Source organism: Nocardia sp. NPDC059764, from assembly GCF_042732555.1.
GTDB lineage: Bacteria > Actinomycetota > Actinomycetes > Mycobacteriales > Mycobacteriaceae > Nocardia.
This window is the reverse complement of record NZ_JBHWHH010000065.1, coordinates 1-16,353: the sequence shown is the minus strand read 5'-3', so window position 1 is coordinate 16,353 and position 16,353 is coordinate 1. Positions and strand designations below refer to the sequence as shown.

Annotated in this window: 19 protein-coding genes; 8 read left to right on the top strand and 11 right to left on the bottom strand. The window is 69.2% G+C overall.

Features of this window, described 5'->3' with window-relative positions; translation table 11 throughout:
* Positions 1-48 precede the first annotated feature (48 nt).
* Together ACFV4K_RS16655 and ACFV4K_RS16650 are read left to right on the top strand one after the other, a co-directional pair.
* A complete protein-coding gene (locus ACFV4K_RS16655) occupies positions 49-1,239 on the top strand; it encodes an NAD(P)/FAD-dependent oxidoreductase (protein ID WP_379275694.1) in 1,191 nt (396 codons plus the stop codon).
* Positions 1,240-1,249: 10 nt separating this feature from the next.
* Positions 1,250-2,203, top strand: coding sequence for a sigma-70 family RNA polymerase sigma factor (locus ACFV4K_RS16650; RefSeq protein WP_379275692.1), 954 nt, complete (start codon positions 1,250-1,252; stop codon positions 2,201-2,203).
* Between the two features lie 14 nt (positions 2,204-2,217).
* Here the strand turns inward: ACFV4K_RS16650 and ACFV4K_RS16645 are convergent, their stop codons facing one another.
* Positions 2,218-2,997: an alpha/beta fold hydrolase gene (locus tag ACFV4K_RS16645; protein WP_379275691.1), complete on the bottom strand. Its 780-nt coding sequence runs from the start codon at positions 2,995-2,997 to the stop codon at positions 2,218-2,220.
* A gap of 60 nt (positions 2,998-3,057) precedes the next feature.
* Between ACFV4K_RS16645 and ACFV4K_RS16640 the strand changes: the two genes are divergently transcribed.
* Complete coding sequence (locus ACFV4K_RS16640) at positions 3,058-4,824, top strand: GNAT family N-acetyltransferase (RefSeq protein ID WP_379275689.1); 1,767 nt, start codon at positions 3,058-3,060, stop codon at positions 4,822-4,824.
* Between the two features lie 42 nt (positions 4,825-4,866).
* On the opposite strand, the gene hisH is transcribed toward ACFV4K_RS16640, so the two are convergent.
* The 8 genes from hisH to ACFV4K_RS16600 all read right to left on the bottom strand — a co-directional run bounded on the left by hisH (position 4,867) and on the right by ACFV4K_RS16600 (position 10,802).
* Positions 4,867-5,505, bottom strand: coding sequence for an imidazole glycerol phosphate synthase subunit HisH (gene hisH / locus ACFV4K_RS16635; protein WP_379275687.1), 639 nt, complete (start codon positions 5,503-5,505; stop codon positions 4,867-4,869).
* Positions 5,502-6,134: an imidazoleglycerol-phosphate dehydratase HisB gene (gene hisB, locus ACFV4K_RS16630; RefSeq protein WP_379275685.1), complete on the bottom strand. Its 633-nt coding sequence runs from the start codon at positions 6,132-6,134 to the stop codon at positions 5,502-5,504. Before hisB ends, hisH begins: the two co-directional genes overlap by 4 nt.
* Positions 6,131-7,252 carry a histidinol-phosphate transaminase gene (locus tag ACFV4K_RS16625; protein WP_379275729.1) on the bottom strand — a complete coding sequence of 374 codons (1,122 nt, stop codon included), beginning with the start codon at positions 7,250-7,252 and terminating at the stop codon, positions 6,131-6,133. Before ACFV4K_RS16625 ends, hisB begins: the two co-directional genes overlap by 4 nt.
* 5 nt (positions 7,253-7,257) lie before the next feature.
* A complete protein-coding gene (gene hisD / locus ACFV4K_RS16620) occupies positions 7,258-8,595 on the bottom strand; it encodes a histidinol dehydrogenase (RefSeq protein WP_379275683.1) in 1,338 nt (445 codons plus the stop codon).
* A 125-nt stretch (positions 8,596-8,720) separates the two neighbouring features.
* On the bottom strand, positions 8,721-9,536 hold the full coding sequence (yidC, locus tag ACFV4K_RS16615) for a membrane protein insertase YidC (protein ID WP_379275681.1): 816 nt from the start codon (positions 9,534-9,536) through the stop codon (positions 8,721-8,723).
* A gap of 147 nt (positions 9,537-9,683) precedes the next feature.
* Positions 9,684-9,980 (bottom strand): DUF6412 domain-containing protein, encoded by a 297-nt coding sequence (locus ACFV4K_RS16610; protein ID WP_379275680.1) that lies wholly within the window; start codon positions 9,978-9,980, stop codon positions 9,684-9,686.
* Positions 9,981-10,250: 270 nt separating this feature from the next.
* Complete coding sequence (locus ACFV4K_RS16605; protein WP_379275678.1) at positions 10,251-10,478, bottom strand: hypothetical protein; 228 nt, start codon at positions 10,476-10,478, stop codon at positions 10,251-10,253.
* A gap of 15 nt (positions 10,479-10,493) precedes the next feature.
* Positions 10,494-10,802 (bottom strand): hypothetical protein, encoded by a 309-nt coding sequence (locus ACFV4K_RS16600; RefSeq protein WP_379275676.1) that lies wholly within the window; start codon positions 10,800-10,802, stop codon positions 10,494-10,496.
* Positions 10,803-11,173: 371 nt separating this feature from the next.
* Here ACFV4K_RS16600 and ACFV4K_RS16595 point away from each other — a divergent pair, with 371 nt between their 5' ends.
* A complete protein-coding gene (locus ACFV4K_RS16595) occupies positions 11,174-11,677 on the top strand; it encodes a GNAT family N-acetyltransferase (protein WP_379275674.1) in 504 nt (167 codons plus the stop codon).
* A gap of 86 nt (positions 11,678-11,763) precedes the next feature.
* Positions 11,764-12,453, top strand: a complete 690-nt coding sequence (locus ACFV4K_RS16590) for a hypothetical protein (RefSeq protein WP_379275672.1) — start codon at positions 11,764-11,766, stop codon at positions 12,451-12,453.
* Positions 12,454-12,610: 157 nt separating this feature from the next.
* Here the strand turns inward: ACFV4K_RS16590 and ACFV4K_RS16585 are convergent, their stop codons facing one another.
* Together ACFV4K_RS16585 and ACFV4K_RS16580 are read right to left on the bottom strand one after the other, a co-directional pair.
* Positions 12,611-12,898, bottom strand: coding sequence for a putative quinol monooxygenase (locus ACFV4K_RS16585; RefSeq protein WP_379275671.1), 288 nt, complete (start codon positions 12,896-12,898; stop codon positions 12,611-12,613).
* A 9-nt stretch (positions 12,899-12,907) separates the two neighbouring features.
* On the bottom strand, positions 12,908-13,954 hold the full coding sequence (locus ACFV4K_RS16580; protein ID WP_379275669.1) for an aldo/keto reductase: 1,047 nt from the start codon (positions 13,952-13,954) through the stop codon (positions 12,908-12,910).
* A gap of 147 nt (positions 13,955-14,101) precedes the next feature.
* On the opposite strand from ACFV4K_RS16580, the gene ACFV4K_RS16575 reads away from it, so the two are divergent.
* The 3 genes from ACFV4K_RS16575 (at position 14,102) to ACFV4K_RS16565 (ending at position 16,238) form a co-directional block, all read left to right on the top strand.
* A complete protein-coding gene (locus ACFV4K_RS16575; protein ID WP_379275667.1) occupies positions 14,102-14,953 on the top strand; it encodes a helix-turn-helix transcriptional regulator in 852 nt (283 codons plus the stop codon).
* 443 nt (positions 14,954-15,396) lie between these two features.
* A complete protein-coding gene (locus tag ACFV4K_RS16570; RefSeq protein WP_379275665.1) occupies positions 15,397-15,801 on the top strand; it encodes a hypothetical protein in 405 nt (134 codons plus the stop codon).
* A gap of 2 nt (positions 15,802-15,803) precedes the next feature.
* A complete protein-coding gene (locus ACFV4K_RS16565) occupies positions 15,804-16,238 on the top strand; it encodes a type II toxin-antitoxin system VapC family toxin (RefSeq protein WP_379275727.1) in 435 nt (144 codons plus the stop codon).
* Positions 16,239-16,353: the final 115 nt, after the last annotated feature.

The window sequence follows — 16,353 nt, the reverse complement described above, 5'->3', positions numbered from 1 at the left end:
GCGCGCTGTCTCGTTCAGAGGGCACGCGAACCAGACAGGAGCGAAATCATGCAGCACCGCATCGTCGTCCTCGGGGCCGGCTACGCCGGCGCCTTCACCGCCGGATACCTTGCCCGCACCCTCCACTCCCGCGACTTCGAGATCACCGTGGTCAACGCCGAACCCGATTTCGTCGAACGGCTGCGGCTGCATCAGCTCGCGGCCGGACATGCGCTGCCGCACCGGCCGCTGGCGGAGGTGTTCGCGGGCACCGGCATCCGGCTGCGGGTGGCGCGGGTGATCGGTGTCGACGCCGACCACCGCACCGTCACCATCGCCGATGCCGAAGGCACACACCGCATCGAATACGACACCCTGCTCTACGCGCTCGGCAGTACCGCCGCCGTGCACGACGTTCCGGGTGCCGCGGAGCACGCGTTCAACGTCGCCGGACGGCCGTCCGCGCTGGCTCTGCGCGCCCGTCTGGACGAGCTCGGCGAGCACGGCACGGTGCTCGTGGTCGGCGGCAATCTGACCGCGATCGAGACCGCAACCGAGATCGCCGAAGCCCGTCCAGGACTGCGGGTCCAGCTGGCCACCAGCGGTGAACTGGGCGGCTGGCTGGGTCCGAAGGCCCGCCGTCATCTGCTGCGCGCGTTCGATCGATTCGGTATCACCATCCACGAGCACACCGTCATCGCGCGGGTCGAGGCGCGGCGGGCCGTCGCCGACGATGGGACCGTCTTCGCCTCGGATGCGATCGTGTGGACCGCGGGCTTCGCCGTCCATCCGATCGCCGCCGACAGTGGCCTGGCGGTGGAAGCCAACGGGCAGATCACGGTCGACCGGCAGATGCGGTCGGTCTCGCACCCGGAGGTGTACGTCGCCGGTGACAGCGTCTTCGTCATCGGCGAGAACGGTCGTCCGCTGCCGATGTCGTGCGCGTCGGCGGGATTCACCGGCATGCAGGCGGCGGCCGCGATCCTCGGCGACCGGACCGGGCGCACCGTCAAGGCGACCACTCTGAGTTACGTCGGCAACCACATCAGTCTCGGCCGCGAGGACGCGATCTTCCAGCTGGTCGACAGTGCCGGGCAGGCCAAGCCCGGGGCCCTGTGCGGCCGACCGGCGGCGCTGGTCAAGGCGGCGATCGTGGCGGGAAGCGGCTGGAGCATCAGCCACCCGACCTTCGGAATGCCAAGCCGCACACGCCGCTCGGCGCCGGCCCGCCCGCACCCCGTCGATGTGGTCACCGCATAGGGTGACGCTCATGGATGCCGCCACCGTGGCGTGTTTCGAGGCCAGTCGCAACCGGCTGGCCTCCCTCGCCTACCGTCTGCTCGGCTCGGCCGCCGACGCCGAGGACACGGTGCAGGACGCGTTCCTGCGGTGGCAGGCGGCAGACCGGGACTATGTCGAGGTCCCCGAGGCGTGGCTGACGAAGATCGTCACCAACCTGGCACTCGATCGCCTCCGCTCGGCGCAGGTCCGCCGCGAACGCGCGGTCGGCGCCTGGATGCCCGAACCCTTGCTCGACGGCGACCCGATGCTGGGCCCCGCCGAGACCGCCGAACAACGCGAATCGGTGACCGTGGCGGTCCTGCTGCTGATGGAGCGTCTGAGCCCGCTCGAACGAGCCGTTTACGTTCTGCGCGAGGCCTTTTCCTACACCCACGCCGAGATCGCCGACATCCTCGCCATCACCGAATCCGCCAGTCAGCAGCACGCCCACCGGGCCCGCCGTCGAATCACCTTCTCCGCCAACAACACCGGCAGCGACCCCGCCGCCGCCCGCAGCATCGTCCAGGCTTTCGTCGACGCCGCCACCTCGGGCCGCACCGACCACCTCGTATCTCTGCTCACCGCCGACGCGACCGCCACTTCCGACGGCGCGGGCGGCTCGGCGCCCAAGCTGATCCACTTCCTCACCCCCGAACGCGTTGCCATCGCAGTCCGAACCGGATTCACCCCCACACCCGCGAAACTCCGCCAGTTCAACGGCTCCCCCACAATCCACGCCGCCGTCCTCAACGGCTGCCCCGCCATGCTCATCACCCTCGCCGACCACATCCTCAGCGTCACGATCCTGGAACTGCGCGACGACAAGATCGCCGCCCTACACGGCATCGGCGCCCCGGCCCGCCTCCACCGCCTCACCGAGCATTGGCGACGCCGCGACCACGACGCACCACTCGTCGAGCTGTGGAGCCGGACTCCCGAGTAGCGAGGCCGTCGTGCCTACCCGTGTCGTGCCACGTCCTCGCACAGGATGCTCGGCCAGCGAGCGAGATCGGCCGGTGTCTGCGCCACCTCCAGGGTGGCCTTCGGCAGCAGGTCCACCAGCGCCTCGGCAGTCGACACCGGATGGGCGGGGTCGTCTGTCCAGGCCAACACCGTGGTCGGCACGTCGATCGCGGCGATCGCCTCGGGGGCGGGCAGGTCGCTCATCGCCGCCCCGCGGAACAGTGCGGGCAGCAGGTGCTCGGCGACATCCGGCACGGTTTCCGGCGTTCCGACGGTGGCCGGCGGGCGAGGCGCGGTGAGATCGGCGCCGAGGAAGGCGGCAATTCCCTGCTCCTCGATCAAGCGGGCATTCTTCCGGTAGATGTCGGCCTTCGCGGCTCGGGTGCGCCAAGCGGTCGCGGGCACGAGCAGGGTGAGGCCGGCGAATCGGCCGGGATCGCGGACGGCGGCGTGCAGCAGTGTCCCGGTACCCATCGACGGACCGACGCCGTGCACCTGTTCACCGGGGAACCAGTGGTCGAGCAGGTTCAGCAGGTCATCGGCCAGAACCGGCCACCGATAGTCCTCGGGGACGGCACGACCCGTCGAGTGGCCGTGACCGCGCGCGTCGTACCGCAGCAATCGGGTTCCGCTGAGTCCGCGGCCGAGATCGAGGTCCATCAGACGGTCGCGGTGGCGGCTGGAGGTGAGGCCGTGCAGTTGGACGACCGGGTGGCCGCCCTCGTCGCTCAATTCCACGTCGATGTCGGCGCCGGAAACGCGGAAGGTCGGCACGGTGGCTCCCAGGGTGCTGGTGAGACGGCGATCGCTCGAGAAGGAGCCTAGGATACCGTCATGCGGCTGACCAACGTCGCGCACCTGCGCCTGCCGTTCGGCCGCCTCCTGGGCTTCGACGTCACCACGGGGCGGGTGGGCCGGTCTCTTCCCGTGTCCTTCGACCAGCGACGCCATGTCGGCGCCGGCGACCGAGCGGGATCCTGGATGGCGTTGTCCTTCAAGCTCTCCGCGCCGGTACCGCCCGACGAGCTCGCGGCCGCCTGGCTGGCGGTGATCGAGCGGCACGGCACGCTGCGGTCGGTCTTCGTGCCGGGCGCGGACGGCGAGCCTCAGCTCTACGAGGTCGATATCCTCCCCGGCGGCTGGGTCGAGCATGTGATCGCTCCGGGGCAGGCGGTCAACGATGCGCTCCGAGCCGTGCTCGACCGTGCTTGCTCACCGTACAGTCCTCCGTCGCATCGGCTATGTGTGCTCGAGACCGCGGTCGGGCCGACCGTGGTGGTCGCCGCCGACCACTCGCACGTCGACATGTGGTCGATGCTGGTGATCGCGCGTGACCTGCTCGCCGCGCTGGCCGCGGTGCAGCAGGGTCGTTCACCGTCGTTACCGCCCGTACCCGCCTTCGCGGAGCACACCCGCGCGCTGCGGGACCTCCCGCCGGCGCCCGCCGAGGTGCACCGCCGCTGGGCTGAGGTGCTGGCGGGCAGCGGCGATGTGATGCCACGGTTCCCGCTGTCGCTGGGTGAGGCGACGTTGCAGCAGGAGCGCGTGGAGGTGCGCGATGTCCTCGACGTCGACGACAGCGCCGCGTTCTCGGCGCAGGCCCGCGACGACGGCGTCTCGACCTTGGCGCTGGTGGTGGGGGCGATGACCGAGGTGACCCGCGAGCTGGCCGGCACCGCACTGCGGGCGGTGTTTCCGGTGCACAGTCGGTATGACACCACCTGGCACGACTCGGTGGGGTGGTTCATCACCAACTCGGTGCTCGAGTCGGCCGACCCCGATCCCCGTGCCAGTGCCGAGGCGGTGAAGGAGGCCGTCCGGATGGGGTCCTGGCCGCTGGAGGACATCCTGCGTCCGTGGGGCGGGATGCCCGAGGCGCCGGGGATGTTCGCGATTTCGTGGCTGGACCTGCGCCGGCTGCCGGTGCGAGTCGACGCGACCGGATTGGAGGCGCAATACGTCGGCGCGACGATTCGGACCGACGGCGTGATGCTCTGGTTCGTCCTCGACGAGATCGGGCTGCACCTGCGCTGCCGGTACCCGGACACTCCCGAGGCCCGGCGGCACGTCGGCGCTTGGCTGGACACGCTGATCGCCCGGCTGCAGGCCCGGGCGCGGGCTTCGGTCGGTGGCCGGCTCCGACTCGGCGACCGGATCTATCGTGTGCAGCGGGCGGCGCGTGCCGACGTTCCGGCGCTGGTCGCGCTGCTCTCCGATGACGAGATCGGCCGTGCCCGTGAAGGTTCCGAGATTACCCGCTACGAGGAGGCGTTCGACGCCATCACCGGGGATTTCTCGCACTATCTGGCCGTGGTCCGGGACGAGGGCGACAGGATCGTCGGCACCATGCAGCTCAGCATCATTCCGGGCCTGTCCCGCGGCGGGGCCACCCGCCTCCAGATCGAGGGAGTTCGGGTCGCCGCCTCGGAACGCTCTCGCGGCATCGGGACCGCGATGCTCGAGTGGGCGCACGACCACGGCAGGCACCGAGGTGCGACACTCGCGCAGGTCACCACGGACCGGGTCCGCACGCGGGCGCACGCCTTTTACGCGCGGCTCGGGTACGACAATAGTCACGTCGGGCTGAAGCGGGCGCTCTGACGGATTCGCCGCGGAACCGGGGGTTTGGGCGAGCGCGGTCGATCAGATCGAGTGGACCCAGTTCCGGAGGAGGTGGGCTCCGGCGTCGCCGGACTTCTCGGGGTGGAACTGCGTCGCGGAGAGGGGGCCGTTCTCGACCGCGGCGAGGAACGGGACGCCGTGTTCGGCCCAGGTGAGTTTGGCCGGGGCGATCTGGCCGCCGCCGTCGTCGGTCCAGCCCCAGTGCTGGGCGGCGTAGGAGTGGACGAAGTAGAAGCGGGTGTCGGCGTCCATGCCCGCGAACAGCACGCTGTCCTCGGGAGGCTTGACCGTGTTCCAGCCCATGTGCGGCAGGACCGGCGCGTCCAAACGCTCGACGGTGCCGGGCCATTCGCCGCAGCCGTCGGTCTCGACGCCGAACTCGACGCCGCGCTCGAACAGGATCTGCATGCCGACGCAGATGCCCAGGATCGGGCGGCCGCCGGCGAGACGCGTGCCGATGATGCGGTCACCGCGCACGGCGAGCAGACCCGACATGCAGGCCGCGTAGGCGCCGACGCCGGGCACCACGAGACCGTCCGCGTTCAGGGCGATCTCGGGGTCGGCGGTGATGATCACCTCGGCGCCGGTGCGGGCCAGGGCGCGGCTCGCCGAGTGCAGGTTGCCCGAACCGTAGTCGAGCAGGGCGATCTTCTTGGTCACAGCGAACCCTTGGTGGACGGGACCCCGGACACGCGCGGGTCGTATTCGACCGCCGCGCGCAGAGCCCGCGCGACGGCCTTGTATTCGGCCTCGGTGATGTGGTGCTGGTCGCGGCCGTAGAGCACGCGCACATGCAGGGCGATGCGTGCGTTGAGCGCGATCGACTCGAACACGTGGCGGTTGATGACCGTCGAGTAGGACGCGGTCGGGGCGACGCTCGGAATGATGGTGTGCAGCATGTGATCCGGCTCGCCGGTGTGCACGCAGTACGGCCGGCCGGACACGTCGACGACGGCGTGGGCGAGGGTCTCGTCCATCGGGATGAAGCAGTCGCCGAAGCGGCGGATGCCCTTCTTGTCGCCGAGCGCCTGACCCAGGGCCTGGCCGATGACGATGGCGGTGTCCTCGACGGTGTGGTGGGCCTCGATCTCGATGTCGCCCTTGGCTTGGACGGTGAGGTCGAAGCTGCCGTGCTGGCCGAAGGCGGTCAGCATGTGGTCGTAGAACGGGACGCCGGTGGAGATGTCGGTCTTGCCGGAGCCGTCCAGGTTGAGCTCCACCACGATGCTGGACTCGCGGGTGGTGCGCTCGACCCGGGCGATGCGGTCGGCGGGACGTTCGGTGGTCATCGGGCGATCAGCTCCTCGGACGCCAGTTTCGCGCTGACGCGCAGGAATTCGTCGTTCTCGGCGGCCAGGCCGATGGTGGTGCGCAGGTAGCCGGGGATGCCGACGTCGCGGATGAGCACGCCCTCGTCGAGGTAGTGGTGCCAGGCGCGCGCCGCGTCGGCGAAGCGGCCGAACAGCACGAAGTTGGCGTCGGACGGGATCACGTCGTAGCCCAGTTCGGTCAGCGCCGCCATCACGTGGTCGCGCTGTGCGGCCAATTCGTGGACGCTGCCCAGGGTTTCGTCCGCGTGCCGCAGCGCCGCCCGCGCCGCGGCCTGGGTGACCACGGACAGGTGGTAGGGCAGGCGCACCAGCAGCATGGCGTCGATGACCGCGGGCGCGGCCACCAGGTAGCCCAGCCGCCCGCCCGCGAAGGCGAACGCCTTGGACATGGTGCGGCTGACCACCAGCTTGGTCGGGTACTTGTCGATCAGGCCGATGGCGCTGGGCGCGGAGGAGAACTCGCCGTACGCCTCGTCGACCACCACGATGCCGGGGGCGGCGTCGAGGATGCGCTCCAGGTCCGGGATCGGGATGCTGTGCCCGGTCGGATTGTTGGGGCTGGTCACGAAGACCACGTCGGGGTGCTTCTCCCCCACCGTGAGCACCGCGAAGTCGATGTCGAGGGAGAAGTCGCCGTTGCGCTTGGCCTCGATCCACTCGGTGTCGATGCCCTCGGAGATGATCGGGTGCATCGAGTACGAGGGCACGAAACCCAGTGCGCTGCGGCCGGGTCCGCCGAACGCCTGCAGCAGCTGCTGCAGGATCTCGTTGGAGCCGTTGGCCGCCCACACATTGGCCACGTCCACCGCGACGCCGGTCTGCCGGGTCAGGTAGGCGGCCAGGTCGGTGCGCAGGCCGACCGCGTCGCGGTCCGGGTACCGGTGCAGGTCTGCGGCGGCCGCGCGCACGGACTCGGCGACGTCGTCGACCAGGGCCTGGCTCGGCGGGTGCGGGTTCTCGTTGGTGTTGAGCTGGACGGGCACCGTCAATTGCGGTGCGCCGTACGGGCTCTTGCCGCGCAGGTTGTCGCGCAGCGGCAGGTCGTCGAGCGAGATATCGGAGCCGGGAACAGACACAGTGTTCACCGCAGCTCTCCGAATCGCGCCTGCACGGCCTGGCCGTGCGCGGGCAGGTCCTCGGCGTTGGCCAGTGCCACCACGTGCCCGGAGACGTCCTTCAACGCGGCCTCGGTGTACTCGACGACGTGGATGCCGCGCAGGAAGGTCTGCACGCTCAATCCCGAAGAGTGCCGGGCGCATCCGGCGGTGGGCAGCACGTGGTTGGAGCCGGCGCAGTAGTCGCCCAGCGACACCGGGGACCAGGCGCCGACGAAAACCGCTCCGGCCGAACGCACCCGGGCGGCCACGCCCGCGGCGTCGACGGTCTGGATCTCGAGGTGCTCGGCGGCGTAGGCGTTGACCACGCGCAGGCCCTGCTCGATGTCGTCGACCAGTACGGTGCCGGACTGCTTGCCCGACAGCGCTTCCGCGACCCGGTCGTGGTGCTTGACCACGGCCATCTGCGCGGTGAGCGCCGCGTCCACGGCGTCGGCGAGTTCGACGCTGTCGGTGACCAGGACGCTGGCGGCGAGCACGTCGTGCTCGGCCTGGGAGATGAGGTCGGCGGCCACGTGCGCCGGGTCGGCGGTGGCGTCGGCGAGGATCGCGATCTCGGTGGGCCCGGCCTCGGCGTCGATGCCGACCAGGCCGCGGCACAGCCGCTTGGCGGCGGTCACGTAGATATTGCCCGGGCCGGTGATCAGGTCGACCGGTTCCAGCTGCGCGCCGTCGGTGTCGATGCCGCCGTAGGACAGCAGCGCCACGGCCTGCGCGCCGCCGACCGCCCACACCTCGGTGACGCCGAGCAGCTGGGCGGCGGCCAGGATGGTCGGGTGCGGCAGGCCGCCGAACTGCGCCTGCGGCGGCGAGGCCACGACCAGCGATTCCACGCCCGCGGCCTGCGCCGGGACCACGTTCATGACGACCGAGGACGGGTAGACGGCATTGCCGCCGGGCACGTACAGGCCGACGCGCTCGACCGGCACCCACCGCTCGGTGACGGTGCCGCCGGGCACCACCTGGGTGGTCTTGTCGGTGCGGCGCTGGTCGTTGTGGACCTTGCGGGTGCGCTCGATGGCGACCTCGAGCGCGGCGCGGACGGCGGGATCCAGCTCGGCGAGGGCCTTGTCCAGTTCGGCGGCGGGCACGCGCACCGAGGCGGGCGTCACACCGTCGAACTTGGCGCTGAATTCCAGCGCGGCCTCGACGCCCCGATCGCGGATCGCCTCCACGACGGGCCGCACATGATGCAGCACCGAGTCCACGTCGACGCCCCCGCGCGGCAGAGCCGCGCGCAGTTCGGCAGCAGTGGGAGTACGTCCGCGCAGGTCGACGCGGGCGAGCTCGATGCGGCTGGTCATAGCGCTGTGCAGTCCTTGTCTGTGCTGATTCGAGGGGTTCGCGACGCAGCCGAAACCGCTTGCGACCAGCTACCAGCCTATCCGGTCACCGCCACCGCTTTATCCGCGCACCACCCGAGCGCCCGCTATTCGTGGGCGACCGCCGCCGACCCGGCGCTTTCGCCGCGTCCGCCCCGCTCGGCGCGGTCGTCGCCGAAGCGGGTCGCCACCACGTGTTGCTGGGCGAATGTCCAGGCATTCTGGGTGACGAAGTACAGCAGGATCGCGATCGGCATGACCGGTCCGACCACCAGCGCGCCCGCCGGGAACACCCACTGCGAGAGCGTGTTCATGATGCGCGCGGTCGAGGCCGCCGGACCGTCGGCCGGCGCGGGCTGGCGGGCGATGGCGGCGCGGGCAGTGAAGTGGGTGGCGATCGCGGCGATCACCATGAGCGGAATCGCGACCGCGGCAATGGTTCCGAACTCCGAACCCGCCCCCGACAGCGTGGCCGCCAGCGGCGCGCCGAACAGTTTCGCGTCCAAGAACGACTGCACCTGCCCGGCGCCGAACACGTAATTCTGGGTGTGACCGGGCTGGAAGGACCGCAGCACGTGATAGAGCCCGATGAACACCAGAGCCTGGCCGATGATCGGCAGGAACCCGGTCAGCACATTGACCCCGGACTCCTTCTGCAACTCCTGCATGGCCAGCGCCTGCTGCTCACGGTCGCCCGCGTGCTTGCGCTTGATCTCCTGAATCTGCGGCTGCATCTCGGCCAGCTTCCGCGAGAACCGCAGTTGCGCCACGAACGGCTTGATCAGCAGTGCCCGCAGGGTGAGCACCAGGAACACGATGGCCAGCACCCACGCCAGGCCGGAGGTCGCGCCCAGCACGGACGCGAAAGCGGTGTGCCACAGCCACAGGACGGCGGACACCGGGTAATAGATGAAGTCGAGCATGGAGTACCTCGCTGCGCGACGCCCGCACACACGTGCGGGCGAAGGGGATTCGGGACGCGTATCGCCCGACAACGACGCGCACCGGCCGGGTGACGAGGTTCGAACTCGCACCATCAGCTTGGAAGGCTGAGGTTCGGCTACGCGCGGTCAGGCCGCGAGGACTCCGGGCGCTCGCGGTCGCGGCCGACCCGGCGCATCCGGATTGCTCTGCCGCAGAAACGCGCCGCGACGCCGCTTCCCAGCCGACTCCGCCGGCCCAGCCGAGGTCACGGCCACCAGCAGCGGCCCCCGCGCCGCGATCACAGCGGCGGTGACCGCGACCAGCGCGACAGCGCCGAGCACGATCAGCGAATCAGGATGCGCGGCACCCAGATACAGCACCGCCCACGCGGAGACCACGAGCGCGCCCACCAGCAGCGCCGTCGATCGAATCCGCGAGACCATGCGCCCGACACTACCTGCGTTCTTCCGCCGCGGCACCCTATGTTTCGCGCCACGGGACGCGACCGAACCGAACAGAAGCCCGGCCGCCCGGCAACAATCGCATCCACCGCACAACAGCGGCCTCGCGGCGGTTATCGCCGGGCGCGGGAATCGCTGGCCGAACCTCTGCAGCCGGGGCCGGGATCGTAACCACCCGGGCTGGGATCGCCGAGTGAACGCGAGAAGCGCCCGGCATTTGTGCCGAGCGCTTCTCGTATTTCAGGCTGGCCGCTATCCAGCCATCGGGGTGAATTCGCCGTACTGGCGCGGGCCCGGCGCGGCGAGCTCGTACGCCGCGCGCATCAGCGAAACCGCCGCCGGGTGCTCGGTGGTCCAGGTGAACTCGAAGCCGCACGACTTGGCGAGAGCGTCGGGCACCGGCGCCTCCGCGGCGGCGGGCACCGACACGGTGGCTAGCGCCAGGCCAACGAGGACGGATGTTGTTCTGCGAATTGACATCTGCAATTCCCTTGTTCAAATCGGTTCCGCCACAGCGAGCGGGTCTACCGGCCCGGATGCGAGAGCGGGCCGATTTGCCTGACCTCCTCCCGGATGCTCGGTGTCGACGACCGAGAGCGGCTCGACATCGATTACCTCCGTGATGAACCCGGCCGCCTCGAGCACAGCGAGGTCGTGACGCGCGACCTCGATCAAGTCGGTCGCGGTGATCGCCGGACCAACCCACCCGTCCCGGCCGAGCGGGGCCCATGATCCGTCCTTGTAGCCCACCCACCCGGCCGGCCGCTCCTCGGCGAGCAGCGCGAGGACATCCATGATCGACACGGCATCGCCTAACTGGTGGCGGGGCGGGTGCAAGGCGTCGTGCGCCCGGGCGACACCGTGATCACCGCCGCCACCTCGAGCACCTCGGCAGGGATCTCCCGCTCGTCGAAATGCGCAGCGCTCGGCACGATCACAGCCTCAACCCCCAGGCGGTCGATCGCAGATCGCTCCGCGACGGTAGATCACCCTCGGAATGAGCACGATTCGGCAGCTGCAGACGTTCCGCGAGCTTCGGATCGTCACGCCTGGTTGGCCTTCCACCGATCCGCGCTGGCCGGTTCGGTCAGCGCGGTATGCGGCTACTACTGGATGGGCTATCGATCTTGTCGATGACAGCCGAGCGCACGGCATCCGCAACTGATACTTCGTGCATGGAAGAGCTTGTGATCCGGGCGGCAGGGCCAGCGGATCTGTTGGCGGTCTTGGCGATCCACGGCCAAGACCCGTCGAGTATCGCGACCGAACTGCAGCGCTACACCTGGGAGCGCATGATGCGACGTTCGGAAGACCTCACGGTGTATCTGGCCGAGATCGACGGGAAGCCGGTGGGAACGGCCACCCAGTTGGTCATGCCGAACGTGACCTACGACTGCTTGCCGACCGCGTTCATCGAGGCTGTTGTTGTCGCTGCGGAATATCGGCGTAGGGGAATCGCCAGCGCGATGTTGCGTCGTCTGCTCGAGGATGCGCGGCGTGCCGGATGCAACAAGGTGCAGCTGTTGTCGCACAAGCGCCATGCCGCCGATGGTGCGCACAGCCTGTACTCGTCGCTGGGATTCGAGCCGGAGGCCGAAGGGTTTCGGCTATACCTCCAGCGAATGCCGGAGGCTGTTCAAGCCGCGCGATATCGGAAATCTGAGCCCACCAACGGTTGAGGGCACAGCCGCGCGGGCGTCTCGAAGCGCCCGGGACGGGGCATTACAGTGCGCCGTCTGTCGGCCGCGACAGCTACAGTCGCACCGTGGTTGAAACCGCTGTACTGCACGCACTTCCGGCACCCGACCAACTGCGACACAGGTCCCGTGTACTGGCGCTGCTGGACTGTGTCCTGGGCGGCATGGCACACGCTCATCCGACCCGGACGTATCGTTACGTCGAGGACTGGCGCCCCGGGGAATCGCTGGCCTCGATGGACAACGGCGCCGGTGACGAATACTCAATCGTGTTCAGCAGCGCCGGGGTGTACGTGCGAGGGTTCGACCACCATTCCGAGCTGAACACCTATGGCCGGAGCGCGACCGGTGCGTTGTGGCCGGGGCTGACCGACGGTCTCCCCGCACCCTTTCACCCCTACATCACCGATGCGGCCTTCCGGTTCGACGAGGAACCGACTATGACCGTCTGTGTCTGGCAACTGTCAACCGACAGCGGTTGGCACGCAAGCCAGACCGTTCACCTCGATGAGGAGGATTTGAACGGCGACGGCTCGGATTGGCTGTTCGACCAACTCACCGACTGGTCCGCAGAGCCCAAGGCCGACCACTACCGCCGCTATTTCGATCTGCCAGCCGATCCTGATCATGCTGCGCTGCACGCGATTATGGACGGCACACCGATCACGGTCGATCTCGTCTATCGGTTGAATCCTGACATCGACCTTGCCATCGTGACCGAAGAGGCCGCGATCTCCGGGATTCCAGTCGGCTTCTGACAGTTGCCATTGCAGAAAGCCAGCCCCGCCCGGACAACCGCTCATCGGCATTTCAGGGCGTTCTCCAGATACATCCCGCGATGTGGACTCGCTAGCCGATGCGGCCTCCACGGCCGTGCCCCCGCGGTGGGGCGCGGGGACACGGCCGGCGCAAACGCTATTCGGCGATGAGGCGGCGAATGATCATCGGCTCGGCGAGGATGCCCTCCAGGACCCCCGCCACGTGCTGGAAGTGGTCGGTGGCGAAGTGCTTCTCGAGCGCGTCGGCGTCCTGCCATTCCTCGACCACGACCATGTGGGCGGGGTCGTTGGGGTTGGTGAAGGGCTGGTAGGACAGGCAGCCGGGTTCGACCAGGGAGGGTTCGATCATGGCTTCCAGGGCGGTGCGCAGGCGGTCCTCGTTTCCGGCGGTGACGCGCAGTTCGGCGACGACGTGCAAGGTCATGGTGTGCTCCTAGTGGGTGATCGGGCCTTCGCCCGCGCCGGTGGTGCGCAGGGCGGTGGCGATGGTGTCGAGGTCGGCGGGGGTCAGGTCCAGTGTGGCGGCGTCGATCCAGCCGTCGACCTGGGCGGGGGTGCGGGCGCCGACGATGGCGCCGGTGACGCCGGGCCAGGTGAGGGTCCAGGCGATGGCGAGGGCGCCGACGGTGGTGTGGTGGGCAGCGGCGAGGGGGCGCAGCGCCTCGACCAGGGCGAGGTTGCGGTCGAGGTCGGTGGTGAATTCGGGGAAGCCCTTGCGCCAGTCGTCGTCGGGCAGGGCGGCGACGCGTTCGGCGGAGAAGGCGCCGGTCAGCAGGCCGGAGTGTTGGGGCTGGTAGACGATGCCGCCGGTGTGATGGGCTGCGGCCCACGCCAATTCGTCGGCGGCGGCGCGCTTGATCAGGGAGAACTGGGGCTGGATGGCGTCGACGTGGGCGATGGATTCGGCGATCTCGAGCTGTCCGACGTCGTGGTTGGACAGGCCGATGGCGCGGACCTTGCCCTCGGTGACCAGGTCGGCCATGGTCTGCCAGTACTCACGCAGCGGGGTGACCACGGCGTCGGCCACGCCGTCCGGGTCCGAGAAGTCCAGGGAGGCACCGGTGTCGGGCCAGTGCACCTGGTACAGGTCGATGCGCTCGACATCGAGTCGTCGCAGCGAGTCCTCGATCTCGCGGCGCACGCTGGCGGCGGCCATGATCCGCCGGGGCGCGGCGGCGCGGTCGTTCTCGTCCCAGACCAGTCCGGCCTTGGTGAAGACGAAGGGCCGGTCGGCCTCGGGCAGGTCGCCGATCGCCTTGCCGACCACCTCCTCGGAGTGGCCGAGCCCGTAGACGGCGGCGGTGTCGATCCAGTTCACGCCCGCGTCGATGGCGCGGCGCAGGGTGGCGATCGAGCCGGCGTCGTCCTGCGCGCCCCAGGCGTAGCGCCAGCCCGCGCCGCCGAGTGCCCACGCGCCGAAGCCGATTCGGCTGATGCGCATGTCGGTGGTCCCGAGCTGACGGGTGGGAAGGGAGGTCATGCTGTGCTCCTCGGGAGTCGGTGTCCGCCGTGGTGTGCGGCGCTGAGCACTACAGTCGTCCGATCCGGCAGCGGCAAACAGTGCGGCGTCTGCCTGGGCACGGCATGACCAGGATGAAACCCGGGGCCCGCGTGGTTACCTGGTTCCATGACCCTGGACCGTCGCGCCGAACTCGGTGAATTCCTGCGCTCCCGCCGCGCCCGGCTGAGCCCGGAGGAGGTGGGCCTGGTCTCGCACGGGGCCCGCCGCCGGGTGCCAGGGCTGCGGCGCGAGGAGCTGGCGCTGCTGGCCGGGGTGAGCGTGGATCATTATGTGCGCCTGGAGCAGGGACGCAGTCTGCAGTTCTCGGAGTCGGTGCTGGACGCGGTGGCGCGGGCGCTGCGCCTGAACCAGGTCGAGCGCGACCACCTCTACCTGCTGGCCCGCCCGTGGTCGGGTGAGGAGCCGCCCGCCGCGCAGCAGGTGCGCCCGGGTCTGCGGCGGCTGCTGGACGCCGCCCACGACGTGCCCGCCTACATCGTGGGCCGCGGGGTGAGCGTGCTGGCGTGGAATCGCCTGGCGGCGGCCCTGATCGGCGATTTCGGCGCGATCGCCCCCGAGCAGCGCGACTTCCTGCACCTGGTGTTCCTGGACGAGGGCGCCAAGGACCTCTACGAGGACTGGGACGACAAGGCCGCCGACACCGTGGCGTATCTGCGGGTGGACGCCGCCCGCAATCCCGGCGACCCCCGCATCACCGCGCTGATCGCCGAAATGAACTCCGCGAGCCCGGAATTCGCCGCCCTGTGGGAACGCCACGAGCTCAAGGACAAGACCCACGGCCGCCACATCTACCGGCACCCGATCGTGGGGCGCCTCGACCTGGGTTACGAAACCCTGCGCCTGCCCGACGATCCCGATCAGGCGCTGGTCGCCCACCACGTCGAGCCGGGCTCCCCGAGCGCCGACGCCCTGCGCCTGCTGGCCTCGCTCGCTGCGGATCCGGCCACCCACCACTAGCTGACCCGGCCACCGTGAAGATCCGTTGCCGCAGACGCCGTACGTCATCCTCGATGGTCCGCCAATTCACTGCGTCCCAGTCCAACTCGCCGTCCCACGGTCCGTTCACCATGTCGGTGTCCAACTTGCCCGCAGGTGCTGGTGTCCTCATCATCGTTTCCTTCACAGGCTCACCTGACCCGCGTCAGCACCCTTTGGGGTCCGGAACTTTCGATCCGGTACTGCCGCTCCACCACGGCCAACCGGGTCCAGGCCAGGATTCGGTTCAGGTGCCCGGTGGGATGCTCCCTAGATTCGGCTGCCCGCCGTCGTCATTGGTGTGGCTCTCTCATGGCTTGCCTCCCATCGGGTGCCGTGCAGGGAGTGGCTGGAAAGGGGGTCTGCCCGGCTCGAAGTAGCGGCGCCCTCCCGCACGGAGACCAACAGCCGACCTGGGAGGGATGATGAACGTCATCATCGGAATGGATCCACACAAACGCTCGGCCACCATCGAAGTCATCGACCCGACCGGTCGCGTTCTGGCCACCGGCCGATACGGCACCACCGGCTACCCCTACGGGAATGCGCCGCGGCCGAAGTTATGGTGGGGGTACCATAACCATATGGCCCTCAAGAAAACGACCGTAATGGTCGACGAGCACGACCTGGAGTTGATCAAACAGGCCGCGGCGCGGGAAGGCCGCCCGGAGTCCGAGTACTTCCGGGAAGCCTTCCACCTCGCGGCGATTCGAACTCGCCGGTGGCAGGAGGACTGGGATATTCCAGTCTTGGACCTCGGCCGGCCGATTTCCGCCGAGGAGATTCATCGAACCGTGGCGGATGAGATCGTTACCGATCAGGATCGGTGACGATGATCCTGATCGGTGATACCTCGGGCCTGATCGCGGCGTTCAATGCCTCCGAGCCCGATCATGGACCGGCGCGTACGGTCCTGCAGCAGGCCTCCCTCACCGTGGTTTCGCCCTTGGTGCTGCTCGAGATCGAGCATGTGCTCACTCGGAATCTGAATCGGGAGGCGGCATATGGCGTCAATGACTGGTTGCTGGCTCAGGAACGATCGGGGCGCATCGAGATCGCGGACGTTTCGGCCGAGATGCTCCGAATAGCTCGCCGGGTGCAGCAGCGATACGTCGCACTGCGCCTGGACTTGACCGATGCCACGAATATCGCACTGGCCGAACGATATGAGACCTCGGATGTGCTGACGCTGGACCGAAGTGATTTCCGAGCCGTCGCACCGCTCAGCTGCCACCAGGCGTTCCGAGTGCTGCCGGACGATCTCTGACCGCGGATCCGGCCATCCACCGCCAGCCGACCCGGGCACGGCTGCCCCGCACAGCCACGACAGCCCCGGAAAGCACTGCGCCGCACCGGTGATCCGGTGCGGCGCAGGTGATTCG

Bases quoted from the DNA above. Each gene is read 5' to 3' on its own strand.
- ACFV4K_RS16570 (WP_379275665.1), top strand. From the start codon at position 15,397: ATGAACGTCATCATCGGAATGGATCCACACAAACGCTCGGCCACCATC.
- yidC (WP_379275681.1), bottom strand. From the start codon at position 9,536: ATGCTCGACTTCATCTATTACCCGGTGTCCGCCGTCCTGTGGCTGTGG.
- ACFV4K_RS16610 (WP_379275680.1), bottom strand. From the start codon at position 9,980: ATGGTCTCGCGGATTCGATCGACGGCGCTGCTGGTGGGCGCGCTCGTG.
- ACFV4K_RS16605 (WP_379275678.1), bottom strand. From the start codon at position 10,478: ATGTCAATTCGCAGAACAACATCCGTCCTCGTTGGCCTGGCGCTAGCC.
- ACFV4K_RS16565 (WP_379275727.1), top strand. From the start codon at position 15,804: ATGATCCTGATCGGTGATACCTCGGGCCTGATCGCGGCGTTCAATGCC.
- ACFV4K_RS16585 (WP_379275671.1), bottom strand. From the start codon at position 12,898: ATGACCTTGCACGTCGTCGCCGAACTGCGCGTCACCGCCGGAAACGAG.
- ACFV4K_RS16655 (WP_379275694.1), top strand. From the start codon at position 49: ATGCAGCACCGCATCGTCGTCCTCGGGGCCGGCTACGCCGGCGCCTTC.
- ACFV4K_RS16575 (WP_379275667.1), top strand. From the start codon at position 14,102: ATGACCCTGGACCGTCGCGCCGAACTCGGTGAATTCCTGCGCTCCCGC.
- ACFV4K_RS16640 (WP_379275689.1), top strand. From the start codon at position 3,058: ATGCGGCTGACCAACGTCGCGCACCTGCGCCTGCCGTTCGGCCGCCTC.
- ACFV4K_RS16580 (WP_379275669.1), bottom strand. From the start codon at position 13,954: ATGACCTCCCTTCCCACCCGTCAGCTCGGGACCACCGACATGCGCATC.
- hisB (WP_379275685.1), bottom strand. From the start codon at position 6,134: ATGACCACCGAACGTCCCGCCGACCGCATCGCCCGGGTCGAGCGCACC.
- ACFV4K_RS16595 (WP_379275674.1), top strand. From the start codon at position 11,174: ATGGAAGAGCTTGTGATCCGGGCGGCAGGGCCAGCGGATCTGTTGGCG.
- hisD (WP_379275683.1), bottom strand. From the start codon at position 8,595: ATGACCAGCCGCATCGAGCTCGCCCGCGTCGACCTGCGCGGACGTACT.
- ACFV4K_RS16650 (WP_379275692.1), top strand. From the start codon at position 1,250: ATGGATGCCGCCACCGTGGCGTGTTTCGAGGCCAGTCGCAACCGGCTG.